The following is a 22220-nucleotide window of genomic DNA, read 5'->3' on the forward strand; positions in this document are numbered from 1 at the left end:
TCAATCAGTGAGCTCCAGCCTGACTCTCCAGCGGGAAGACACGCGTGTGTCTTGTGGCTAAAATCAGCACGCCCGTACTGGCCATAGGCAATCATTGCTTTGATGATCGGCCACTTTAGGAATGCTTACAGGGGGATACATGGAGTCAGTTGTTCCGAGAGACCGGTCGATATCCGATCTCTTATCACGTGCCGCATCAGCGGATCTGGAAGTCTTGGCCGACCTGATCACCGACAATGGCAAGGGCAGGATTGCCCTCGACAGCGACGTGAAGGCAACCATCATAACCCGGAAGGTGCAGGGCCGCTTGCAATCTATTTCGAGCCTGCTTGAAAAGGAAATTTGTGCGTTCGGAAGCAACACCATTGTTTCCGCAATCAAATCGAAGAGCATCGACTACCTCGAGGTCGCGACGGATGTCGCCAAAAAGCTGGACGGAAAACCCTCCGCACAAGATGACATCTTCGCCATTGAGGAAATCATCATCCGCCAGGCCATGGACAAATACATGGGAGACGAAGCGCTCAAGGACTATCTGAGCGGCGGCAATCTCGCTGGCTACATCAATGAAATGGTGAAAACGCTGATGTTGTCTGCCGGTAGCCTGGGCGGTATGGCTGCCACTGGTGGCGGGGCGGGCTTCGCCAGCGCATTAGGAGGCCGGGTGCTCTCAATGGTTGCAGCTCCACTTGCTATCGGAGCCGCAGGACTCGCGATTTACCAGGCTTCGTCGCCTGCGTTCCGGATCACCATTCCTGCCGTGCTGCAGATCGCTAAGCTACGGCGCGCACGTTACGACCAAGACTTCGAGGCCTACACGGAGAAACTGAAAGCATGTTTGTAAACGTTGACGCGCTTGTACGCTCCTTGCCTGATATCCCAGATGTCCTGGCCAAACTGCATAGCGGAGATTACACGCTTTGGGGTGGCGTAGTCCGACACTCAAAGGGAACCCAGAAGGCTGGCCAGATCGTCGGGCACCTCCTTTTTCCGGGCGACTCAGGGTATGTCCAAGAGAGCCTAAAGAACCTGCAATCCACTCTATCCAGTGGCCTGGGGTCGCTTCAAACTGGCATGGATCAAGTGCAGCAGAGCATGAATGTGCTCCAGGGACTACAGTCGGCCAATCTCGTAATGAGTGGGCTCAACCTCGCGGTGACTACCGTGGGCTTTGTCATTGTGTGCAAAAAACTCGACAAAATTAGCCGGGAAATGGAGAAACAATCAAAAACGATCGCAGAGACCTGGCAGCTGGTGAGCGAGGCTCACGAACGGTACCTACTCGCTGATGAAGCTCGCTTTCGAGGCCTACTAAGCACCGCAATACAGTTCTGCGAAGAAGGCGATGCTCAGCAGCTCAGGATATTGATTGGATCGTTCAATGAGCAGTATGAGTTCACCAGGCTTCTCCTGGAACGGCATTCGCGGATGGCTACCAGCAACGTTGCATTTTTTGACCAGGTTTCACTGCTGCAAAACCGATTAGTAAACCTTGGTTTGATGATGTCCCACGTTCAGTTGAAGGCTGGTTCTCACAAGTACGCCCGACAAAGCCTGACGGAGCTTGCTACCGACATCGCCAACCTCAACGCTTCTCGGGTAAAGGCTTTGTCCAACGATCGCAGTGTTGCGTCAACGATCACTCATGAGCAATTTGCTGGTCTGACTCGTTTCCTGCAGGACGGAACCCAGATGACGCCGTCTCTGACATACCAAGCTGATCTCATTGAGCTTGAAGTGAAACATCCTGGGCTGCTTCAGCATGCGACCGAGGCGCGGGAAATTTTGCTGATAGCCGCGTGAGCTATTAATCCGGTCGCCGCCAACGAAACGCGATGCCCGAAGCTGCCATTAATGCCGGGGAGGGCAGTTGCAAGCGAAGCGCGCAGGCCTTTAGCCATAGGTACGAGGATGGAAGCCCGCAGGGCCAAGACCCCGACTCAGTCGGGGCTTGGTTCACGACAGCCGTGCCCAGCCCGGTGTACTGCGAGTGACGCCACCGGTAGCGCACGGTCACAGTCAGAGCGACGGCCCACCTGCATGCTTACGCTGCCACTGGGACGCCGGCATATGCTTTCGGATTCCAATGTCCGGCCAAACATCTTCCGTAGATCGAGAGCGTTGGCTGAACTAGACGATAGAATTTAGGATGGGTCTCTAGCTGCTGGATTATGGTTTTCAAACCGGGCAATCAGGGATGGCGGGGCTGGTGAAGCTGAGTGCTGGAGAGATGGAACGTAACGGATTGATTCGAGGGGTGTATGGTCAATTCAGGCAAAGTCAGGTTTTCGGGGGCTGGTGACATCATGAACATTTCTAACATGACATCTGATTTAACATAATATACATTATGCGTACTATCGTATCATCCGCTCAAGACTACGCCAGGCCAGATTTCAACCCTGAGCCCCCCGTGCTTTCCCACCACGAATCGCTTTGCGGCATACTCACAAGCTTTGCACCGCTTGCACGCACTTCAAGGGACGACATGGTAAGAACATTTGAACCGCAAGACATGGAACGCGTCCTCGACATCTGGTTGCGCGCTTCGATCAAGGCCCATGACTTTATCGACGCGTCGTATTGGCAATCCAATGTCGTGGCAATGCGCGAACTCTACATCCCTGCATCACAGACAATTGTCATCGAAGACAAATCGGCGGTTCAGGGATTTTGCTCGTTGCTGGACAACCAACTGGCGGCACTGTTCGTGGACCCTGACCAGCAAGGCCGTGGGCTGGGTCGTCAATTGCTCGAACACGTCAAATCGTTGCGCACCGAATTGAGCCTGGCGGTTTACAAGGAGAATTCACGCAGCATCGCTTTTTACCAGTCCCAGGGTTTTACAGTGATCAAGGAGCAGATCGATCCGCAGACTGGCCATGCCGAATACCTGATGAGCTACAAGAGCCACCTTTAAACGTCTGGACGCCACATTCGTCCGTTGGACCCCTCAACCTTCGAGGTTTTTGCATGAAGCAATGTTTCGCCGTTCTAAGCAGCCTGTTACTGATTGCCGGTTGCGATGTTTCATTCAACACAAACGCCAACGGTACACAGGCGTCCGCAGTCGTAGTATCCGATCCAGGCTCTGCGCAACAGCAACGCCTGGTGGTCGATACCGCTGTGCAGTTCCTGATGTTGCTCGATGCCGGAAGAACCGACATGACCTGGGCCACAGCGGGCTCCGCGCTCAAGGCAACCACGACCGAGTCGAACTGGGTAAAAGGAATCGGGACGTTGCGCATGGGCCTGGGCGAGCTGAAGCAACGTGATCGAGCACAGATCACCTTCACCAAACAGCTGCCTGATGCGCCGCCTGGGCATTACGCTGCAGTTCAGACCCAATCGGCCTTTTCGAACCTCACCGTCACCGAGGCTGTGCTGCTGGCTGAAGAAAACGAACAGTGGCGCGTTGTCGGCTACAACCTCAGTAAAACCGTCGAAGTTGCTGCAAAAATGCGGCTCTTCTAGTTGCGTTGGTGAGGTTGGATTCGCAGCGGATCAAGGATGCCCCTGCTCCCCGCTAAACTAGCCTTTTCTTATAACTCAACTAAAGGACTATTATTGGTACCATCAAAAAATATACTAAGCCCCCATGCTAGGGGGCCTGATGGTGAAACGGGCAGCGCTAGCCGCTCCTATGGATGGCTTACGCCAGCCCTCGCCTACTGTATCTCATTGATTTCAGTTTTATGCCTTGCGGGTGACAAGTCTCTGATTTCCGCACGCACAAAAACACCACGAAAGTGGTTTTAATGCAAGGAGTATCCCCCAAATTTCCAGCTAGCAAATCAAAGCATGCTTAGAAACTTAATGCGCTTCGCACATTCCTCTAGGGAGGAGAGCGAACCATCTGAGATGATCTCAAGAGGAGATCGCCCCTTGAAATAATCGTTGTCGTTCTTCATGGTCATGAAGTCTTGTCGATTACGTGAATTGCTGAAAATTTTTTCCAAGTCGCTGTTTATACTAATCAGAAGACTGGCCCGAAAGAGTTTTTCCTCTGATTTGAAACTATTGGAAGCAAGAATTTTATGTATCAGCCATTTATCAGCACCCCATCTCTTTAGGGCGGCAGTTGCCAGCGTAAGGTCGTCACGCTCCATCAGTCACGCTCCTTTTCGGGAGTCCGACAGAGGCTTCGTTAATAAGATTTTCCAGAACTACAGATAACCATTTTTGAAATTGCTCCAGCTCGGCGTCGTTTGTGCTAGAGTTTGAACTCGCATATATGCTCCTGGAGCTCTTTATTTGCATGGGGCTAAGTTCGAAATCATCCGAAAAAAGACGCCCAGAAAGGGTTCTATAGGCATAGCCATCTAGTTCGATATCTTGCCGGTAAATTGTGGCTGCTTGCAGGTCTAGTACAGCCTCTACCTGCCATCGCTCTGTATTTGTCATCGCTGGTGGGACAGCTAGCTGCAGACCAATAATTGCTTGAATTGCAGAAGGCTTATCAAGCTCATAGAACAAATCAAGAACGCTTTGTCCCTTGCTGAAGGCCTGAATCTCTATCACCTCATCATGCGCATGAAGATCTAGCATGCAAGCGATCAAAAATGGTGATCGTCCATCGCCACTCAGGACCTCGGAGAATGTATTGAGGGTTGCCCGTAGCCCCACCATAGCGTACCTCCCGCTAAAATGAACACTATAGATTGTAGCTCTATAGGGCTCAACAGGGCTTCATCATTCCTTTTGTGGATTAGAAACGCAAATGGAGCTCAAGCAAGCCCTCGCCCAAGCGCTGCGTAAGATCAGAACGAGCCGAGGGCTAACCCAGGAGGACCTGGGAGATGTCAGTAGCCGGACCTATGTGAGCACCCTTGAACGAGGCCTCAAAAGTCCCACGCTCGAGAAGCTTGTCGAGCTCTCAGTTCGCATGGATGTCCATCCTCTCAGCCTCCTTACAGAGATCTTCCTATTGACCGGAGAGGAGCCTGATCTTGAGGCTTTGTTCACGAGGGTCCGTCGAGATTTGCATATGTGATGGTGATTGCCCTCGAGAGGGGGCTTTCGGGAATATGTAATATCCGATAACTGTCAGACCCGGATATTGCATATTGAGGTAATCAGTAGGATCATGTCGGCACCCTCAGTTGCCTGCCCAAGCGATTCCCATGTCCGTACCTGCTATGCCACATCCGTTGTTTGAAACCTATACACGATTTGGTGAGCTCAACTTTAGCTCTCTGAGAAAAGAAAATCGTTCTGTCATTTAGTACCTTGAGCAGTTTTCTGAACAGGTCCAAGCGCTTGAAGGCTACCATGCCGTGCGCAGTTTCCTCAGGTCTTATGCCGGCAACGAGGCCACGTTCAATTCTTATCGTACTCACGTAGAGCGATTGCTGCTGTGGACTCTAATCAAGGCGCGAATACCTCTGCTTGAAATGCGACGCACCCATGCTGAAAGTTTCATGGAATTCTGCCTTGCACCGGATATTGCTTGGATCGGGCCGGTGGTCAAATCCCGCTTCAACCGCCATGGTGCGCGCAAAATAAACGCGACGGATACGTACGTGGTGAACCCCGATTGGCGGCCATTCAGCCACACTATTTCCAAGGAGGAACGTAAGCGCGCTAAGGAGCACAACCGCCCTATTCCATCCGGCACCTACAAACTTTCTCAAGGCTCTATTGCGCAAATCTTCGCGGTGTGTGGCAGTTTCTTCCAGCACGCGATAGACGAAGGGTACTGCGAGCAAAACCCGTTTCGGGCAGTTAAGCAGAAGAGCAAATACAAACAACGTAACACTGACAACAACGACACTCGGATCCTGACTACGTTGCAGTGGGACTTCGTGCTAGAAACCTCCGAAAATCTGGCTGCCGCAGACCCTCGGCATGAGCGTACGTTGTTCATCGTGGCAACTATATTTGCTATGTATTTGCGGGTTTCTGACCTTGTTGGGCGCGATAACTGGCAGCCGACAATGGGCGATATGCGCAAGGATAGCGCGGGCAACTGGTGGTATCACGTGGTGGGCAAAGGCAACAAGGCAGGAAAAATCAGCGTTCGTGACGACTACGTCGAAAATTATCTTAAGCGATGGAGGCTGCACCAAGGGCTATCTCCCCTGCCCGGTTTCCGCGAAACTACGCCGTTGATTTCCACCCAGCGTGGGCGCGCCGGGCTTTCTGATCGGCATGTTCGATTGCTGCTTCAAGTAGTGTTCGATCGCGCACTGGTACGCATGCAGACTGAAGGCTGGCCGGACGAAGACGTTGGCCGCTTGCGTGCCGCTTCACTGCACTGGTTGCGGCATACCTCGGCGACGTTCGACGCACCATATCGAGATATGAAGGACCTACAGGTTGATCTTCGCCACAACAGCCTAAGTACAACACAGAATGTCTATTACAACTCTGAAGACGAGAAACGGGCGTACTCAGTAAAGCGCTTGCCCATGAAGGAGCGTTGAGTCCTTTCAGATCCAGCGGTCGCTCGCCTAGGTGGATTTCGACTCATCGCTTTTTCGCTTCGGAAACGAGCTAAGACAAACATCCGTCCCGCGTAGCGAAGCAGCGAAACTTGACGGGCAGCGACCTCCCGGATCATCTGCCGTCCCTCATGTTCTGGACGCGTCACGCGTATATAGCCCGCATCCGCACGCTCTACATTCTCTTCGCCATGCAATAGCTGAACGACCTCCGTCACGTCAGCTAGGTTCGCGGCAGTTCCGTGAACGTGATGTACTAGGTCGACTCAGCATCGGTAAGTTTCTTACGCTGAGGGCGATCGTCCGAACCCGGTTTCCGAGGAGCTGCTGGGGCATTGAGGCATCGAGATGATCACGTCAGAAAAAAAGCGCTCACCGACCTTCTTCAGCAATTGGACCAACTAGGTAGGCGGAAAGCTCAGGGATGCGGGAACGGTGCCGCGTGCCCTCGCCTACCGGCGCCCTCGAGGCTTCACTCTATGCGCTTCGGAGCGTCTGTAACGGTCGAATAGAGTGTAGACCGACTCCAGTCTTTCGAATATGCATAGCTAAAAGCTACCATTGCTCACTGCATGGGGCGCGCTCGTTATCAAACTCGCGCCTGGTGCAGGTCAGCCAGCCAACCGGCCTACTAAGGATAACCAGATGCGCACCACCATCATGACGCAGTTGCAGGCATGGGCCCGTCAGTTCGAACGTCAATCCGACCCTGAGTCAGACCTGGACGATGAAGACTTTTTCCTCGATTACAAGCTGCTGGGCGTAGCGTCGTTCGTCAAACATGTCGCGTTCGAGCACGATGACCTGGAACTTTTAGCGTTGGCCTCCAAGGTAGAAATGCAAGTCGAACGCGTGCTCGCGCTGCAGAATGAAGCCGAGCATGAGCGTCTGTCTGCTCAAGATCAATCCTACGCGCAGCATGAACGCGTTCGGGAAGCATGCATCCACTACTTCTATACCGAACCTGCCTTCACAGTGGACATGTCTAAATACCGCTCGATGATCGAGGTGGCCGGAGCGTTCTCCGATCCTCACAAGCTGACCGGCTTGATGAACTATATCGACGCTGATCGGGTGTTGAGCAAAATTTATGACCGGGTCAAAAGTCGCCTGAGCCGCTCGACGCTTGACGCCGGAACGTCGCCATCGTTCGAAGACGTAAGCCGGGCTTACAACCTCGAACTGGCGGAAGTTTACCGGTTAGCCGACCTTCATGTCTCGCGCGTGTTACAGCAATATGCAGTAGCGGCTGGCTAGTCGGCATCCTCAGGCGCACCGCGGCGCACCAGGCCCCTCCCGCCGTGAGCGTGTCGTTCACTACGTTGCTACGAGATACCACGGCAAAGATGCGAGACTACTCGGATAATTGGCGGTGTCGAAAGAATATTCGCAGCTATCTGCCATATCAAACAAGAGTAGAGCCATGGCGCTCCACTCTTGCGGGCTCATGGAGCGCTGACGCTTCATTTTCCGATTTTTTTTTCTTTCGCGGTAGCTCGCCTCTCGCGCTTTTCCGCTTTGCCTTGCTCATAGCCAGACTCTTTGCGTGCTTTAGCTGCTGTGCCAGCATCAGTAAGGTCCAGAACAACTACAGACGTCTTGCCCCTCAAATCTGCCGGCAACTGAGCTTCAAGCGCGATCTTGAGTGCTTCAGGTGTCTGATGCTTCACACCCTCTGGCGATGGCTGGATCTTATGCACGCCCCCGAACCAAAAGACCACATAGATCCCCTGCCCTTCAGTGTTAGGCGCCCGTGCATAAGTCTGAAGCTGCCCACTATGGCCGTACCAAAGGTGGCTGTGGTATGTGTGCTTTGCTTCAAGCGGGAGATATAGAGTTCCATCCGTTACCATCATGTCGGCTCGTGTTCCCCCTGAAGAAGCAGCTTCAGGGTACACGTCGAAGTTACCGTAAAACCTCAAGCGATCACGAAGCTTATCGGCAAGCACGTCGCGACAATCGTTCTCTATCTTCGGCCGACCTGCATTCCAGTAGAGGCTCCAGAGGTTCAGCGGCGAGGATTGGACTTCTTCAGCGATTTCGCGCAGCACCATCAGGGTCAATGCGCGGAGATTCTGGACATTGATGGGGCCTTTGTTCTGGATCACCTTCGCCAAGTCCACAGGTTCAATCAATGGGCGTGCCTGAGACCTGGCATCACGGCGATAGACCTCGAGATCATGCTTGAGCACCAGTTCCCAAGCCGTACCTTGGGCAGCAGCTATCAGCGATATGAAGGTGCACTCCACTCCTGAGTCATTTGCTAATCTGAGTGACTTGATCACTTTGGTGGTATCGACCCACATCCGATCGTAATGCCCCTCTATTGCTGGGGATCGGCGGATGAAAAACTCAATCAACAACTTGCTGACGGTGACCGTCGTAGCAGGATCCGCAAAAAACCCTCTCTGTGGATAATCGTCGACTACCAGGCGATGGATAGCCTGATCATCTGAGGCCTCTAATGCCTCCGTGAATGCATCGCTGAACGTCATCGGATGCACACACACTCCGAAGAATGCCCATCTCAGTCGATCTTCGATAAAATTCCACGGAAGGCTCGTCTGGCCCTGCGGCCCGCTCCGGCCATTGAAATCCTCAAGGTATTCGTGGGTAATTTGGATTAACTCCTCGTCGTGAATGTTCGCCCGCGCGAGTCTAAGGACGGACTGTAACCGTATTCCTTTCAGTTGATTGGGATGTTGCAATTGCGCTCTCACAGCCCAGGACTGCAGGTCCCCATCTATCCGTCTTTCTGCAAGAATCTGCAACAGATCACTCCATGATCCGTCATCGGAATGCATCAGCTGTTCAAATGAGTCCCGGGCAGTGGGGAATGCGCGCTCCAGCTCACTGGCACAACGAATTTCCAGACGGTCTCTAAGATGAGGGTCTCTCAGGTTGTTGCTGGATCTCAATGCCGTGATTACTTCTGAGATCGGCAATTCGGCAAGGTCCAGGCCCCGATCCAAGCGCAGGGAAGCCGAAGCAGCGTAACAAACGGTACGTGGCAAATGGCCCCCACTAACCAGCCCATCAATTGCAACACCTGCAAGGGCCTCACCTAGCGCCTCATTGATTGCTGGTATGCCGCTTCGTTTATTCAGAGCGAGTGGATAGTTGCCGCAGTAGATTTCGGCGCCCCAATACATGAGCGTCTGCAGCTGCTGGTCGGTAAGAGCTTGGGCGGTCTGGCACTCCTTTATGAAGAGAAGTAGCACATTCTCAACGCTTCCTGACGCATGAGCCTCGAGAGTTTTGACTTCCGCTTCGTGCATTTTTAGGCAGGCCGTTACAGTGGAGACCACTTCAGGATCTAGGTCATCCCGTAGCAATTGAATGAGCCAATCAGGGGCTCGATCACCTTGTTGCAGAACCCAATTCGAAACCTGCCGACCTACATACACACCCCCGACCCTTGCGAGCAGCTCGCGTGAGTTCACAACGAGGCGCACCCTCTGTTCATTTGGTGCAATCCCGAGGGCGCGCATACCTATCGCAATCGATCCGCAATCCGCAACATCTTGGTCGGTAAGATCGACTATGTCTGCGATTAGAATGTCCAGATCTTCATGCTTCGCGATCCATTCCTGCGCGGCTCTCTTGAAGACTGAGTCATTGCCAACAATCACTCCAGTCGCCACCAACAGACATGCTAACTCCCTGGGCGTGATGTCAAACTTCGAAAGCACGGCAATGCCGAACACCGATGCAAATGCATGCTCCGTTGAGCCCTTGCCTGCCTTTGGGTGCCAGCGCTTCGGGTCGTCCATGATTAAGGCCGGCCACAGATTTTCGGATGCATGCCACGCGACATCACGCACCGCGTAGGTTAGGGACCCGGTGCTTGGAGTATTGCTCTTGGGCCACTGGCTGAGCGCCTCATACACAGGCTTCATAGTCTCAAGCAGTCGGTTTATGTCAGCCCCAACCAGTTGCGACGGCGGGATAGCGCAAAAGAGCTGCGCCATCGAACGTAGGTTTCCAGCTTCGTGCTCCACCGCCCCGCTCAAGCGCTCAATTCGTGACCAAATCTCCTCAACTGATGGGCCAGCACAATGGAGCCATGCTGAAACTGCTACACGCCGGCACCATTCCACACCGGCCTGGCTCAGCACCATGCCCCAACATGCGTCAGCTGCAACTGCATGTGGCCGACCTACAGATAATGCTTCAAGGAGCATGTTTACTCGGTAGCCTGAGGTTTCCAGGCTCAGCATCTGAAGGGCTTGGTCGACGATGTCAGGAGTGATCAACCCAACTGTTGTTATTTCTGCTGGACTCCATCGCTGTGGGGCCCAGCGGAAGAATGGGTCGCGCGCCCCAACCTCCCTGAGGACAATCAGTCTCGAGCCGACAGGTAACTGTGCCGTGTCGCCGTGGAGCAGTAGTGTCTCGGGGTCTCGCTGGACAAGCCGCTTCGCTTCATCCAGCGCCCCCTGGCTAACCAGATGCCCTGCATACCACGCATACAACGGGCGAACTGCGTCGGCCGCTAGGCCGTCTGGTGAGACGATTAACGCCAGCGCGCGCTCGGGATGGAGCTTTGGATTGCCAAGGCCATCAGTCACAAGCCTTGCCAGAAAGCGGCCCGCCAAAAACTCCTGAATGCTGCGATGCAACGGCTCGAACACGTCACCATTCTTGATGAACAGAGCGGTATCCAACACAACACCCAATTTGACCCGTTCTAGCTGTAAGTCGTCTGACGTGATAGCTGAACCATGACCGAGCGCGGAGGGCTTGACGCGATGCTTGCCTGACAGCAGCAGTGTAAGACTGACTCGACCGGCAATATCCAACCGACTCTCCAGGGTCAAAGCACCTCGGTGGGCATCCTCCTGTTTTGTATCGTTGTGCTCAAAAGCTAAATGCTCTACGCCGTTTTGGTACAGTTTGAACCGCGTTAAGTCAACGAGTGAGTCTAAATTGGTTTTCGTGAGGAACTTCAGGCCCAATGGGGTCATAGCGAAAGCTGTTGAGCGTATCGCCTCCAGGCTGGAGAGGAACTTGCGTGGCTCATCGCAACCGAGCACCTGGAGCACTTGCATAGACTCGTCTTCCTCTAAGGGAAGCAGCTGTGCAACAACAGGATTCATACCTCTTGAAGCACCCTTATCGCCATAAGCCAGACTTAGGCGCCCGCCGTCATGCCAGCTCTCTGCTCGACAACTTACCCGCCACCTGACGTCAGGAGTACGCTGCAATGCCCTTGCGATGCCCCTGGCTTCTTCTACCGGTATCTCGTCAAGCGCATCGATGTAGACCGTCGAGCCGGGTGAGATAGGCTGGTCCACCACGGCATATGCGGGATGACTAACCTCACCCTCTAGGGACGCAAGCTGTTTAAGCGCCTCTGACTTACCCATGCCAGGGGCGCCGAGTAGAACAATAAACTGCTCATTTTTGAGGCTGCTCAGAGGTTGCTTGTCCTTCGGCTCATCGGGATTGCGGCCGGTTGTGATGAAACGGTCAAGTGGGGCAATGGTCATGTCAGGGCGGGCCAGGCGTTCTTGGATCCAGCATGATACAAGAAGGCTGGACTAAGCCGGCCCCCCATAGTGACCGGGGCGTGCCGAGATGTGGTGGTGGCCAGCAATTATTCACCGGGCTGGGGTACCATAATCCTACTTTCGTCAGCCGAGATGGCGCTCATCTTCACTCCGTCCGTGACAGCATGCGGCTGGATCTAATCCGGAGCGTGTCCTCGCCGACAAGACCAAACCTGCATGAGATGATCAATGGACGACATAGAACTCGCATTTGGGGCATCTGCCGAAGTCGGACGACTTTACAAGGAAGGCAAACTTTCAGCGTTGATACGCCGATTCTGGCCTTATCGTTCCTTCGAGGCCTCGCTGTAGCTTTCTGCGATCGCCTGGATCGGAACCTTGGAAATGTTGCCCTGGCCGAAAAGATCCATAGTTTGGCCCAGCGCGGGATGCTGAACGGGACGGCCAAGCAGCAGCTTCGCATTTTGCAAGTCAATGGTAACAAAGCTGCTCACCCAGAAGGCTATGACTTCGTCGATCTAGACTTTCCACAGCTGGCCGCAGAGGCGCTGGAGGCTGCAAGAGGCCTCGTAGAGTGCTTGTACACTGCAGCCCATAAAGATGTGCCCGCTTACGATTTAGCAATTGTAGAGTCGGGCTCGCTAAAGGAAATGTGCGCACGTGCCATGCTCGATCGAGACCCTGAAGCAATGAGTCAGGCAGGTGAGTACTTTCTGGAGAGGGCCGAGCAGTTTCCAAAATTCGGGCTCACAAGACCGGATAGGTATCACATTGACGCCGGTGCCGACATTGAACACTCGATGTTCTGGTTCAAGCAAGGTGCAGATAACGACCACCCCAATTGTGCCTACAGGTACGGCTACTACCTGATCCGGCATTTGAACGTAGAGCGCAATCAGGAGATTAGGGGCGAATGGTACATCACGAAGGCCGCGGATGCCGATCATCCAGAGGCTGTTTTGTACCTAGCTCAAAGCGCACTTGAAGGCCTGGGCAGTTTCACGATCGATGAGGTACACGCCCTGGAGCTCTTCGAGCGGGCAGCGGAGTTGGGGAGTCTCAAGGCAGTCTCCCAAGTGGGTGCAATGTACGCGTCTGGCCGCGGTTGCGAGGTGTGCCCTCAGAAGGCCGCGCAGTACACCTTGAAGGCGGCCTATGCTGGCGATCCTCAGGCTCAGTACAATCTCTCAGTACTCTATGCGAACGGGACCAATGGACTGAAAAGCGAGAGCGAGGCCATTAAATGGCTTCAAGAGTCGGCTGCGCAGGAGTTCCCTGAGGCGGTCTACGACTTCGCATGCTACATCATGGAAGGACATGTGCCTGGACGTGCTCCAGCCGAGGCCGAGGCAGAGTTTGAAAAAGCAATGCAGTTCGATAAGTTCAGGGCGCGCGCGGCTGTATTGGCTGCGCAGATGATCTACGAACGAGAGCATTCTCTAGATGACCTCATACGCGCAGCCGAGCATCTTCAGGCGTGCTATGAGATGGTCGTAAAGGAGGGAGGTCAAGATGACCTAAAGGAGTTGTGTTTAGAGGCTTGCAAAGACGTTGTGGGTGCTTTGCGTGAACACATCAATAAGCACGGTACTGCTCCTAACATGAAATGCAGTGACGTGTTCTGCTCGCTTTTTTTCGACCAAGACTGTGTGCCAGTTGCTGATCGGGAGACTCGGTGGATGCAGGTTGTGGAGACGCTCGTTACCTTGGGGCAGAGCGATGCTGAGGCCGGGACACAGTACCTCCTGCGTGAGGCCTGCCTCCCCACTCGCAAGAAGGTGAGAATTCCTGAAGTCGTGCAGATGGCTGTGTCTAGTCCTGAAATAGGTTTACACCTGTTCAGGTAGGCCGATAGGCCTCAAAACGCCCGATGCACCGCATCGGGCGTTTTGTTTTTCAGGGCCATATGGGGCCTTTCTGTGTTGTAGATCTGTACTGCCTCATCAACCATCTGCCTCGCTTGCTCCAGATCTTCAGGGCTACTCAACAGCAGCTCCATCTTGAGGATTCCGTTGATTCGCTCAGCCAGCGCGTTCTGGTAGCAGTCATACCCATCAGTCATGGAGCACTGAACGCCGTGCCGTTGGTGCAGTGACTGGTATAGCGCCGAGCAATATTGGATGCCTCGATCCGAATGGTGGACTAATGGCTGGCGACGACGTCGCTTTCGTAAGGCCTGCTTGAAGGCTTGCGCTACTGACTCGGCATGCAGGCTTTCATGGACGTGGTGACCAACAATTTTCCTGGAGTACGCGTCCGTTACCAGGCTCAGGTACAGCGGGCCGTTGCGTGCGGGCAGATAAGTAATGTCGGCAACCCAGACGTGCTCCGGCCTTGTCGGAACGACTTGGCTTGGACCGGGCTTGATTAAGTTGGGATGGCGGTAGAAGCGATGAAAGCTCTGTGTTGTCTTGTGGTATGCCCGCTTGGGCAGTACCAGCAAACGGCGCTCTCCCAAGACCTGAAACAGTCTATCTCGGCCGACCTGGAATCGTTTGTCAGGTTGGCAATGCAGCAAATAGTGCAGCTTACGGGTACCCAGACGGGGCTGGCGCAGCCGGACTTGCTGAACAAACTGAACCACCCGATCTGCCTGGCGCTCTTTGCCATCAGCAGCTCGGTTGCGCTTGTAGTAAGCCTGTCGACTGATGCCTAGAAACTGACAAGCCCTGGCAATGCTCAGTCCTGCGACTTGACCTTGCGAGAGGACTTGCCGGATCGCTTTTTTACGACCGAGACACCATAGTCATTTTTCAGAACATCAACGACCGTTTCAAAGAACTGGGCCTTCTGGCTCATCAGCTCAAGCTGCTGCTCAAGCTCTTTGATCCGCTGCTCTGGAGTGAGCGTTTTGGGGTCAGACATCGCGCAGCTCCTCTCGTCGCGGATCGAGGCCCCCTGGCTCCAATCCTGCCGACCGTGCTTACGCAACCATACCAGAACCGTCGACCGTCCCTGGATGCCATACCGCACCTGGACCTGCTTGTAGGTCAGTTCGCCTTTTTCAATCTGATCAACCACCGCCAATTTAAAAGACAGTGAGTAATCACGCTGTGTGCGCTTTACACCTTGCTCCATCTGACTCTCCGGAAATTCGGGATGGGAGGTGTAAACCTTATTCAGGACGGGACACTGCTCTAATGCCAATGTCTTTTAGTGCACCTAAATCTGGCCGCAATGAGCGCTGCTACTGTGGGTCAGGCGTAAAGTTCAAGCGCTGCTGTGGCGCCTGATTCACTCGGCCCAAGACTATAGCCTCATCTGCTGATAACGCCCCGTTGTAGCGCCTGCATCGGGTCTGGACAATGCCCAGCGCCAACTGAATTGTAAGCGTCCGGCGAACTCACCTTCCGAACTCCAGCATTAAGGGGGATGGTGTCCGCGTATTTTTAAGCGGACGCGATCACCCTTATCGCCAGGATTTCCATGCGCCTATGAAGCTCTTACACGAAACTATTCAAGGCCCAGGTCGCTCAGTAATGCCTGCAAGCTGGCGCAACCGTGTCCAGTGTCGCCATCAACCAATGTGCAGCTGGAGAAAGCAATCAACGCCTGTCACTTCCGTAAAGACCTGTATTACAGGCTGAACGTGGTAAGCCTGCAACTGCACCCCCAGCGTGATCGGCCAGGTGACATTCTGCCTCTGGCCAGACACTTCATTGAAAACCGGCTGAGGGTATGAGTTGCATCAAGGTCACAAAATGGGAGAAGCATCTTTACAGCTCCGAGACAGGGCATCTGAAGGATGGCCTGCACGTGAAGGAGCTGCCAACGTAGCTTAGCCCTTTCGCACTTCGAACCCTACAAGCTTCTTAGGTAAATTGTTGAGCCTTTCAAACCGTAGGACGCCTCCAGGCGAGCTCGGCCACGCTTCCTTGAGATTGTCGGAGACACGCACCGTGTTCACGCCAGAGCTCAGCTTGGAAGCTTCCCAGACGCATTGGCCGATTGCTTTTGGCTGCCTGAAAGCTGAAGTGCCTACAAGGGTAACGATTGCGTGACTGATGGAGAGGCCGGCGCCAATGGAGAGGCTCGGTAGCTGGAATCGCTCAGCCAAGAGCTCATTAACAATCTGCCTGGTCTCTGTGACGCACTCATTAGCGGCCAGATAGGCGTCGCGAACTGTTTGAGCCCGATCGTTCGTATCCACCTTGAACAGAATGAGAGCACCATCACCAAGGTACTCGGTGACATGTCCATCTTTGAACTGCACGGTGGTGGCCAAAGCAGGCAGCAGCGCTGAAGTCTCGTAGAAGACCCTCTGGAACCCACTCTCGATAGGAGGAAATTTCTGAAGATTCTGTAGGCGATCAGTGGAGTTACGCATGTCAACAACGAGGGCAACGAACTCCGTCACCTCCGGTTCCCCGCTCTGCACAAATGGATGGCCAGGGATATTGCTCTCAGTCCCCGCGTACACCTCGAACGATCTGGTTGCGCTCTCCAAGACCATTCCGACTTTGCGCCACGTGCGGATTGCTTCGTCAAGGCCCTCCACAGCAGCTTTGCGGACAAGAACTCTTTGGTTGTTATCCATCACACCAGCTTCCTGAAATGCCGTTTAACTTTGTCCCAGACCTGCTTCTCTTTAGCGTCTGTCATGTTCTTCGGGTAGTAGATGATGCTTAGGCCTTTGAGGTCGCTGGGGAGTTTTACGTCAGCTCCTTGCGGCGCCATAAGCACTGTACGTTTGCGACCAAAGCGCCCTACGAAAAGCCCAAGCTCGAACAAAACATTGTCTCGCGGCATGGACTGCTCCAGCTTACGAGACGTCACGAAGTCATCATCGTTGGCAATGGCCACAGCGAAATCCGCACGACTCATTTCTTCTTCAAGGTCATCCATGGGGTAACTGGAGAGATGAAAAATTTGAGGCATGCTCCATGGCGCGTATTCCAGGAGAGCCTCATGCTCGAAGTGCTGTATGCCGCTGTCGACAACGGGAAGCGCCTCAGCAGAAGAAATAGCGAAAATGCGGTGCTTCTCACGCGGCTTCGCTACATTGGCATTTCGGATGGCGATCCGTTTTGCCAAATCCAAGGCGAAGGCCTGCGATGCTGCTGGGAACTCCTGAAGGAAAGCTTTGAAATGCTCACGTGAGAGTTGCACTGCCACAACCTCTTCGCGAGCCGTTACCGTACTCGTGCGAGACGTCGGGTGTACGGCGGCGATCTCTCCTACGTAGTTCCCTGATTCAAATGAGTCGACCAGCACGTGCTTGCCGATACTGATTCTCACCGATCCGGTCAACAAGAAAAAGACGTCTGTCGTTTGCTCACCAAGGGTGATGAGCTCCTGAGAGCTTTGAAATTCCTTCAGTTCACCATGCTCTGCCAGGTAGGTAGCACGCGTCGCGTCCTGTTTGACGAGCGGCTGCACCATGAGCTGCTCAATCAGCTCAGCCTGATCATTTTTGAAGCGCTCCAACATCTCCGCATCCCGTGCCTAATGATGGCCAGATGATGTCTCCGAACAGACTGCAATGCAACTATTGCTTAGCCGAATAGAGCTATCCGAGCAAGCCAAAGTGAAGTCCTCAAATACCCGGATCCTTGGCCCCGTATTAGGATGAACGGGGGGCGCGATGCCGCTCGATCTGCCGCGGCGTGCCATGTCTAGCGATAAACTCCAGCATCGCATCTTGGATTGGCCACTCTAGGTCGAACTCACCGTAGGTCTTGGTCAGCGACGGCCAGGCCGCTTTCAAGAGTCCCTTTCGTCGATATGGTGGAGCCAACCAGATCCAATGCAGCTCCCGGGGGCTTGCGGCCTCCGCATAGAATCCACAGGCGCCTGCGATAGCGCCCTCATCGCTTACGAACAAGTGGCCACGCCACTCTGGAGATGCTGGGTTATCCGCGCTCCCGTCCCACTGCACTCGGTCGTACCCAAATTCAAGGCGAAATGCCCGGGCCCGCTTCAGTACCTCATCGTGCATCCATAGTGGACTATCTGGCCCCACGAGAAGACTTCCATCCTTCACGGGCATTAGCGCAATGACGCGGGGATCTGGTTGCGGGTTGATCGTACTCATCCGGTCTTGATGTATAGAGGAGTGCCGACGCTCATCGGCAGGATCATTCTGTACGTAGCTGAGCCGACAGATACTACATTCCACAATGGGCGTTTCTAACGGGGCCTCATACTTAGAGCCCTGGATCTCGAGGCGTACCGGACCATCGCCTGAGGAAATTACTGTGAAATGCATCCCCTGAGAGTCGGCATGAGTGGTAGCCTCCATTTCAACTGCAGCTGAATGTCCTTCAACCTGCAGAACTATCCTCCTACTCGAACGCCGATGCTCATACTCAACCACTGCCAACTCACTTTCAGTCAGAATACGACGACTGCTTAATTGGCCTACTAGTTTCCGCACCAGGTTGCTTGGGTCGACTTGTAGTCCAAGGTGCTCTAGATGGATTAGCAGGTCTGCAACGCCGATTTCGCTAAACCCTTCAAAAGGAAATGGTTCATCTCCTATCTGTTCTGGTCGGTAGCACAGGGTCAGAGTGGGGATGTCAAGAGCTGAAATCAGATCTTGCAGGATGTACTCAATTGCGCAGCCTCCGCGCCGCTCTTCCATACCCAGCTTGTCCGCTAGCTCGGTGAGGGAGATGTAGCCATTCTCGGCGAGCTTACGCTCAATTGCAGAGGTCCTGTTGATCGCATTCTCTCGGCGGTCCTCGTTGAGGATTTTGCAGAGCCCCTGTAGTGCTTCGCGAGAAATCTTATAGGCCATGCGTTTGATCCTTCAAAAAATCGGCATAGTGATGTTACCTCAGTCCTGGCGTAACCTCATCCGCTCGGTACCAGCTCAAGGGTAGGAACTGCCTCCAGTTCTGATCTACATCTGCCGCCACGCGCCACCCACCACTTAAACAAGAAACCAGGTACTTTGCACCGCACTAGGCGTGCAGTGCTGCTCAGCTAATCCTGAGCCCCTGAGCTTGCCTCCGCGAGCCAAATGCAGGCCTTAAAAGCCCAGGGGTGTGGCTTCACGACTTCTTCCGAGTGCGCTTGGTCTTGTTTGCTTCCAACGCGCACGCGAACAGCGCCATCTCGACGTCAGCGACCCGCCAGCCGGTTCTACTCGCTCCCCTTGCGAGTCCGCATTCGGGTCGCTCGATGCCTCGTTGATCCAGTTCAGCGACTATGGCTGTGCACCGAGCCTGGAATGTCACATAGCCTCGCTTCCATGAGTAGTGGTGGATCGCCATCAGATCACCTGACTCAGCAAGATGCTTGCGTATCTGCTCGTCCAGGCTGCCATGAATGTCCGGCCGCAAGAATCTCAGGACTTTGGTCCCGTAGGTCAAACCAAGCCCGGGCAAGTCGAGCGCAGCCTCGATTGCCCTGCTGGGCTCGTCGAGATTCTGAAGGACCACGTTGAAGCGCTCGAGCAAGTTGACTTGCCCCAGCTCGGCCTCGAAGCGCGCGCGGACACTCCCACCGCCGCCCCAGGCGATAACCTCACGGAGGAATTCGGTCGGCGGCAGGTCAATTCTTCGCTCTGCAGCAATCCAGGCTCCACGCTCCTCTAGAGAGCGTATCCACCTGAAGTCTGGCGGTGCGTCTGCCGGGTAGCCGTAAAGCCCATGGTTCGAACTCCCCCAAGAATAGGATGAGAGGTACTTGGGTAGATCCGTTACTACAATTGCCATTAATCTCTCCGGCCAAGTTCTCTGCGCGAATGCAGCCTCGATTTGCGGGTTAAGGTAAACCCCGGCCGCCCCCGAGAAGCTCAGATCAGCCGCGGATGTACTCGAGGGCTTTTTCTCCACCAATCCAAGTGCGGTTCAGCATCTCTACGACCATGGCCGTCATCGAGCTCCCCCAAGGATCTAGGACAAGATCACCCTCCTCGGTCAGAGGATCAGGGCAGACACGTACATAAGGTCGTCGGCGGAGCGGCGCTAGTCGCTCTGGGTGAGCTGGCGCATCTCCACAATGTCGCTGGCTTGCCGGACAACATGTACGAAATTCCAATCTTGGGGGGTCTCACCCTGCGCCAGCTTGGAAAGCCGAGATAGATCATCCTTCGGAATTCGGGAGCCCCACACCGATTCCACTAGCAATCCTCTTTTTCGGAGGCCGCGCGTCTTGATGAAGCGTTCATCGCTGGCAATCTCGGCAGCCAGTGTTTTGAACAGCGACTCAAGCTTCGCGTTTTCGGCCGCTGCTATTATTTGATATCGGTCTTCGTGCCTTTCAATGAAATCGACAAGAAAGTCGACCAGATCATCGTACCAGTCGGCATTAAATGCACAGAACCTGGTCAGGCCTTGACTTGCATACGTGTACCTCAGGCGGTGGACCTGCCCCTCTCTTCCCTTAAACTCCTTAGGGAGTGCTTCAAGGCATTCAGCGATGGTTGGCGCAAGAGCATTCTGACGTTCTAGCAAACTCTCCCTCCCGCCGGAGTCCAGGATCTGATTGCCGATTATCACTCAAGCATCGAAGATCTGCCGGGAGTAGAAAATTAGGGAGGGTCTATATGTCGAAATCGCCGCGGCCATTGCCGGCGTATCCAGTATCACAAAGCACCCGTCGGTAACGCTGACTACTTCAGCCTCAATCAAGGTCGCGCCTGCAGCTTTCGCCGAGTCCAGTAAGGGCTTGGCTATCTGTCCAAGATCATCTAGCAGTACTTCATTGTTGCTCATCGGGCCTCCTGCTCGATTAGCGGCCTTCGCCTGTGCAAGCAGCCTACGAAAAATATGCTGACTTGATTACGTCCACTTCTATTGGCCTCATAAAATGCTTTGTCCGCAGCGCTACCAGGAGGCGGCATCAGCTGCCGACGATTGGAGTATGTATTGCCAAACCAATGCTGGAGTGTAGATGCGAGCTTGCATAATGCGTGGTGTGGGCGATTTCAAGACTATTATGCTCTGGCGTAACTTTTCTGCAACCAACCGCGCGCCTTCCGGCGAGGTACTGGGACGTCCGAGGGCAAACGCGTCACCACCCGAACGTGCTGGCAGGTTATCCAGCCGTGAGCAACAGTGTCGGATCGCATTGGCTATCTGACGAGGCGCCTTGTCGCCTGCCAAATTGGTGCACCCTCCTCCGCAAGTCTTATTGCAAGGAGGGATTTTACGATACGGTAGGTTTGGCAGTTGGCCTGGTGTCGCGACCGATGTTCTTCAGTGTTCCATTGTTTGATACGCGACGTAGAGAGCACCCGCGAGAACATACAGCGTTGATATCACACGCCCAACGACGCAATCCCGCGCTCTACTGCATCAATGGCACCTGCCAGGTAGCCCGAAAATTCGAGCGACCATTCGCTACCCACGCCGATCAGATGATCGGCCCAAGGGCCGGATGCTGCGGCATTTGACGGGGCCGAAGCATGCTGTGAGTTACCGGCCCAATCAGCCTCCACCGCCGTGAACGGATCCGCAGCCCAGTCCTTGATGAATTCTGCCGTTGGCAAAGCGCCCATCGGGCCAAACATGCGCGCCAAGGCGTGGTAGTTGCCATACCACTTGTTCATGCCGCTGATCTGAATAGCGATTTCCTGGGGGGGACGCCTGCTGGGCGTCGAGTGGCGCGGTTTTCATTGTTATGGCTCCTCAACGGTGATCGGTCTTGAGCCTGCGCTCAAGGTGAATCGAGTAACGCGACATGCTGAAGCAGAACAGGAAGAACATGCCGCCAATGAACAGGAACAGCTCCCAGTACACGCCCTGCCACTGAGTGCTGGCGCGAATGGCCGTCGACAGGGCGATGGGATCGAGTAGGCCGATGAACACCACCAGCGTTGTGTCCTTGAACAAGCCGATGAACGTGCTGACGATCATCGGGATCGAGATCTTCAACGCCTGCGGCATGATCACCAGGCGCTGCGCCTTCCAGTAGTCCAGGCCAAGCGCCTGTGCGGCCTCCGTCTGGCCCTGTGGCAGCGCTGCCAGCCCGCCTCTGATCACCTCCGCCATGTAGGCGGTGGAGAAAATGGTCACCATGATGATGACCCGCAGGATCAGGTCGAACGACGTACCGGGTGGCAGGAAGTAGTTGAGTAGCAGCGAAGCGGTAAACAGTAAGGTGATCAGGGGAACACCGCGCACGAACTCGATGAAGGTGACGCTCATCACGCGGATAGCAGCTTGGCCTCAGTGCCGCGGTTGCGCTGGACATAGGCGCCGACCGGGAACCGGTGGATGAGCAGCGTTTTGGCGGGATCACGCCAGCCAAGCTCACAAAGCATTTGATAAAGGCGAGACATAATGCCCTTCCGGCGTCGTAGCACCGATGTCAT

23 protein-coding genes and 3 pseudogenes are annotated in these 22220 nt (G+C 54.4%); 10 read left to right on the forward strand and 16 right to left on the reverse strand.

Translation table 11 applies throughout. The annotated features are described in order from the left end of the window. Positions 1 to 214: 214 nt before the first annotated feature. The 4 genes from KH389_RS12885 to KH389_RS12900 all read left to right on the forward strand — a co-directional run bounded on the left by KH389_RS12885 (position 215) and on the right by KH389_RS12900 (position 3474). Positions 215 to 844, forward strand: coding sequence for a YaaW family protein (locus KH389_RS12885; protein ID WP_213607442.1), 630 nt, complete (start codon positions 215 to 217; stop codon positions 842 to 844). Next, positions 835 to 1803, forward strand: a complete 969-nt coding sequence (locus tag KH389_RS12890; protein ID WP_213607443.1) for a hypothetical protein — start codon at positions 835 to 837, stop codon at positions 1801 to 1803. The genes KH389_RS12885 and KH389_RS12890 overlap by 10 nt, the downstream gene beginning before the upstream one ends. A gap of 685 nt (positions 1804 to 2488) precedes the next feature. Next, a complete protein-coding gene (locus KH389_RS12895) occupies positions 2489 to 2920 on the forward strand; it encodes an N-acetyltransferase (protein WP_213607526.1) in 432 nt (143 codons plus the stop codon). Between the two features lie 53 nt (positions 2921 to 2973). Continuing rightward, positions 2974 to 3474, forward strand: a complete 501-nt coding sequence (locus KH389_RS12900) for a DUF4019 domain-containing protein (protein WP_213607444.1) — start codon at positions 2974 to 2976, stop codon at positions 3472 to 3474. A 320-nt stretch (positions 3475 to 3794) separates the two neighbouring features. Here the strand turns inward: KH389_RS12900 and KH389_RS12905 are convergent, their stop codons facing one another. Both KH389_RS12905 and KH389_RS12910 read right to left on the reverse strand, forming a co-directional pair. Continuing rightward, positions 3795 to 4109 (reverse strand): hypothetical protein, encoded by a 315-nt coding sequence (locus KH389_RS12905; protein WP_213607445.1) that lies wholly within the window; start codon positions 4107 to 4109, stop codon positions 3795 to 3797. Further along, positions 4099 to 4548: a hypothetical protein gene (locus tag KH389_RS12910; RefSeq protein WP_213607446.1), complete on the reverse strand. Its 450-nt coding sequence runs from the start codon at positions 4546 to 4548 to the stop codon at positions 4099 to 4101. The genes KH389_RS12905 and KH389_RS12910 overlap by 11 nt, the downstream gene beginning before the upstream one ends. Positions 4549 to 4720: 172 nt before the next feature. Between KH389_RS12910 and KH389_RS12915 the strand changes: the two genes are divergently transcribed. Then, positions 4721 to 4993 carry a helix-turn-helix domain-containing protein gene (locus KH389_RS12915; protein WP_213607447.1) on the forward strand — a complete coding sequence of 91 codons (273 nt, stop codon included), beginning with the start codon at positions 4721 to 4723 and terminating at the stop codon, positions 4991 to 4993. Between the two features lie 283 nt (positions 4994 to 5276). Continuing rightward, on the forward strand, positions 5277 to 6425 hold the full coding sequence (locus KH389_RS12920; RefSeq protein ID WP_244988707.1) for a tyrosine-type recombinase/integrase: 1149 nt from the start codon (positions 5277 to 5279) through the stop codon (positions 6423 to 6425). 110 nt (positions 6426 to 6535) lie between these two features. Here the strand turns inward: KH389_RS12920 and KH389_RS27325 are convergent. Further along, positions 6536 to 6703 (reverse strand): annotated as a pseudogene (locus KH389_RS27325) (IS5/IS1182 family transposase); the annotation flags it as partial. A gap of 385 nt (positions 6704 to 7088) precedes the next feature. Between KH389_RS27325 and KH389_RS12925 the strand changes: the two are divergent. Then, a complete protein-coding gene (locus KH389_RS12925; RefSeq protein ID WP_213607448.1) occupies positions 7089 to 7700 on the forward strand; it encodes a hypothetical protein in 612 nt (203 codons plus the stop codon). Positions 7701 to 7906: 206 nt separating this feature from the next. Here the strand turns inward: KH389_RS12925 and KH389_RS12930 are convergent, their stop codons facing one another. Further along, the gene (locus tag KH389_RS12930; RefSeq protein ID WP_213607449.1) at positions 7907 to 11935 is read right to left on the reverse strand and encodes an NACHT domain-containing protein; all 4029 of its coding nucleotides are present in this window, start codon (positions 11933 to 11935) and stop codon (positions 7907 to 7909) included. A 485-nt stretch (positions 11936 to 12420) separates the two neighbouring features. On the opposite strand from KH389_RS12930, the gene KH389_RS12935 reads away from it, so the two are divergent. Continuing rightward, entirely contained in the window at positions 12421 to 13803 is a 1383-nt protein-coding gene (locus KH389_RS12935) for a tetratricopeptide repeat protein (protein ID WP_213607450.1), read from the forward strand. Positions 13804 to 13814: 11 nt separating this feature from the next. Here KH389_RS12935 and KH389_RS12940 read toward each other — a convergent pair. Next, positions 13815 to 15034 (reverse strand): IS3 family transposase gene (locus tag KH389_RS12940; protein WP_213607451.1). Its coding sequence is split into 2 segments (ribosomal slippage): positions 13815 to 14686 and positions 14686 to 15034, totalling 1221 coding nucleotides; the frame shifts between segments, so codons are not numbered across the junction. A 68-nt stretch (positions 15035 to 15102) separates the two neighbouring features. Here KH389_RS12940 and KH389_RS27770 point away from each other — a divergent pair. Both KH389_RS27770 and KH389_RS12950 read left to right on the forward strand, forming a co-directional pair. Then, positions 15103 to 15189, forward strand: a complete 87-nt coding sequence (locus KH389_RS27770; protein WP_420831971.1) for an SEC-C metal-binding domain-containing protein — start codon at positions 15103 to 15105, stop codon at positions 15187 to 15189. Between the two features lie 275 nt (positions 15190 to 15464). Beyond that, positions 15465 to 15617, forward strand: a pseudogene (locus KH389_RS12950) (sigma 54-interacting transcriptional regulator); the annotation flags it as partial. Between the two features lie 117 nt (positions 15618 to 15734). Here the strand turns inward: KH389_RS12950 and KH389_RS12955 are convergent. From KH389_RS12955 to KH389_RS27520, 11 genes and pseudogenes are all read right to left on the reverse strand, one after another. Then, positions 15735 to 16493 carry a hypothetical protein gene (locus KH389_RS12955; protein WP_213607453.1) on the reverse strand — a complete coding sequence of 253 codons (759 nt, stop codon included), beginning with the start codon at positions 16491 to 16493 and terminating at the stop codon, positions 15735 to 15737. Then, complete coding sequence (locus KH389_RS12960; RefSeq protein ID WP_213607454.1) at positions 16493 to 17386, reverse strand: TIR domain-containing protein; 894 nt, start codon at positions 17384 to 17386, stop codon at positions 16493 to 16495. The genes KH389_RS12955 and KH389_RS12960 overlap by 1 nt, the downstream gene beginning before the upstream one ends. 133 nt (positions 17387 to 17519) lie before the next feature. Then, positions 17520 to 18695, reverse strand: coding sequence for a hypothetical protein (locus KH389_RS12965; RefSeq protein ID WP_213607455.1), 1176 nt, complete (start codon positions 18693 to 18695; stop codon positions 17520 to 17522). Between the two features lie 256 nt (positions 18696 to 18951). Next, complete coding sequence (locus KH389_RS12970; RefSeq protein WP_244988708.1) at positions 18952 to 19617, reverse strand: hypothetical protein; 666 nt, start codon at positions 19615 to 19617, stop codon at positions 18952 to 18954. An 85-nt stretch (positions 19618 to 19702) separates the two neighbouring features. Continuing rightward, positions 19703 to 19780, reverse strand: a complete 78-nt coding sequence (locus tag KH389_RS27330) for a hypothetical protein (RefSeq protein ID WP_338053210.1) — start codon at positions 19778 to 19780, stop codon at positions 19703 to 19705. Between the two features lie 89 nt (positions 19781 to 19869). Next, complete coding sequence (locus KH389_RS12975) at positions 19870 to 20358, reverse strand: hypothetical protein (protein WP_213607456.1); 489 nt, start codon at positions 20356 to 20358, stop codon at positions 19870 to 19872. Between the two features lie 45 nt (positions 20359 to 20403). Next, on the reverse strand, positions 20404 to 20619 hold the full coding sequence (locus KH389_RS12980; RefSeq protein WP_213607457.1) for a hypothetical protein: 216 nt from the start codon (positions 20617 to 20619) through the stop codon (positions 20404 to 20406). Continuing rightward, positions 20616 to 21012: pseudogene (locus KH389_RS27335) on the reverse strand (diguanylate cyclase domain-containing protein); the annotation flags it as partial. The gene KH389_RS12980 and the pseudogene KH389_RS27335, both read right to left, overlap by 4 nt. 152 nt (positions 21013 to 21164) lie before the next feature. Next, positions 21165 to 21455, reverse strand: a complete 291-nt coding sequence (locus KH389_RS12990; protein ID WP_213607458.1) for a hypothetical protein — start codon at positions 21453 to 21455, stop codon at positions 21165 to 21167. A gap of 79 nt (positions 21456 to 21534) precedes the next feature. Next, positions 21535 to 22053, reverse strand: coding sequence for an amino acid ABC transporter permease (locus tag KH389_RS12995; RefSeq protein WP_213607459.1), 519 nt, complete (start codon positions 22051 to 22053; stop codon positions 21535 to 21537). Further along, the gene (locus tag KH389_RS27520; protein WP_274611464.1) at positions 22053 to 22187 is read right to left on the reverse strand and encodes a hypothetical protein; all 135 of its coding nucleotides are present in this window, start codon (positions 22185 to 22187) and stop codon (positions 22053 to 22055) included. Before KH389_RS27520 ends, KH389_RS12995 begins: the two co-directional genes overlap by 1 nt. Positions 22188 to 22220: the final 33 nt, after the last annotated feature.

It is taken from the genome of Pseudomonas qingdaonensis (genome assembly GCF_018398475.1).
GTDB classification, from domain to species: domain Bacteria; phylum Pseudomonadota; class Gammaproteobacteria; order Pseudomonadales; family Pseudomonadaceae; genus Aquipseudomonas; species Aquipseudomonas palmensis.

Excerpts from the sequence above, each read along its gene's own strand:
- KH389_RS12890 (WP_213607443.1), top strand. The coding sequence starts at position 835 with ATGTTTGTAAACGTTGACGCGCTTGTACGCTCCTTGCCTGATATCCCA.
- KH389_RS12895 (WP_213607526.1), top strand. The coding sequence starts at position 2,489 with ATGGTAAGAACATTTGAACCGCAAGACATGGAACGCGTCCTCGACATC.
- KH389_RS12900 (WP_213607444.1), top strand. The coding sequence starts at position 2,974 with ATGAAGCAATGTTTCGCCGTTCTAAGCAGCCTGTTACTGATTGCCGGT.
- KH389_RS12905 (WP_213607445.1), bottom strand. The coding sequence starts at position 4,109 with ATGGAGCGTGACGACCTTACGCTGGCAACTGCCGCCCTAAAGAGATGG.
- KH389_RS12910 (WP_213607446.1), bottom strand. The coding sequence starts at position 4,548 with ATGCTAGATCTTCATGCGCATGATGAGGTGATAGAGATTCAGGCCTTC.
- KH389_RS12915 (WP_213607447.1), top strand. The coding sequence starts at position 4,721 with ATGGAGCTCAAGCAAGCCCTCGCCCAAGCGCTGCGTAAGATCAGAACG.
- KH389_RS12925 (WP_213607448.1), top strand. The coding sequence starts at position 7,089 with ATGCGCACCACCATCATGACGCAGTTGCAGGCATGGGCCCGTCAGTTC.
- KH389_RS12930 (WP_213607449.1), bottom strand. The coding sequence starts at position 11,935 with ATGACCATTGCCCCACTTGACCGTTTCATCACAACCGGCCGCAATCCC.
- KH389_RS27770 (WP_420831971.1), top strand. The coding sequence starts at position 15,103 with ATGTCTTTTAGTGCACCTAAATCTGGCCGCAATGAGCGCTGCTACTGT.
- KH389_RS12955 (WP_213607453.1), bottom strand. The coding sequence starts at position 16,493 with ATGGATAACAACCAAAGAGTTCTTGTCCGCAAAGCTGCTGTGGAGGGC.
- KH389_RS12960 (WP_213607454.1), bottom strand. The coding sequence starts at position 17,386 with ATGTTGGAGCGCTTCAAAAATGATCAGGCTGAGCTGATTGAGCAGCTC.
- KH389_RS12965 (WP_213607455.1), bottom strand. The coding sequence starts at position 18,695 with ATGGCCTATAAGATTTCTCGCGAAGCACTACAGGGGCTCTGCAAAATC.
- KH389_RS12970 (WP_244988708.1), bottom strand. The coding sequence starts at position 19,617 with ATGGCAATTGTAGTAACGGATCTACCCAAGTACCTCTCATCCTATTCT.
- KH389_RS27330 (WP_338053210.1), bottom strand. The coding sequence starts at position 19,780 with ATGACGGCCATGGTCGTAGAGATGCTGAACCGCACTTGGATTGGTGGA.
- KH389_RS12980 (WP_213607457.1), bottom strand. The coding sequence starts at position 20,619 with ATGAGCAACAATGAAGTACTGCTAGATGATCTTGGACAGATAGCCAAG.
- KH389_RS12990 (WP_213607458.1), bottom strand. The coding sequence starts at position 21,455 with ATGAACAAGTGGTATGGCAACTACCACGCCTTGGCGCGCATGTTTGGC.
- KH389_RS12995 (WP_213607459.1), bottom strand. The coding sequence starts at position 22,053 with ATGAGCGTCACCTTCATCGAGTTCGTGCGCGGTGTTCCCCTGATCACC.
- KH389_RS27520 (WP_274611464.1), bottom strand. The coding sequence starts at position 22,187 with ATGTCTCGCCTTTATCAAATGCTTTGTGAGCTTGGCTGGCGTGATCCC.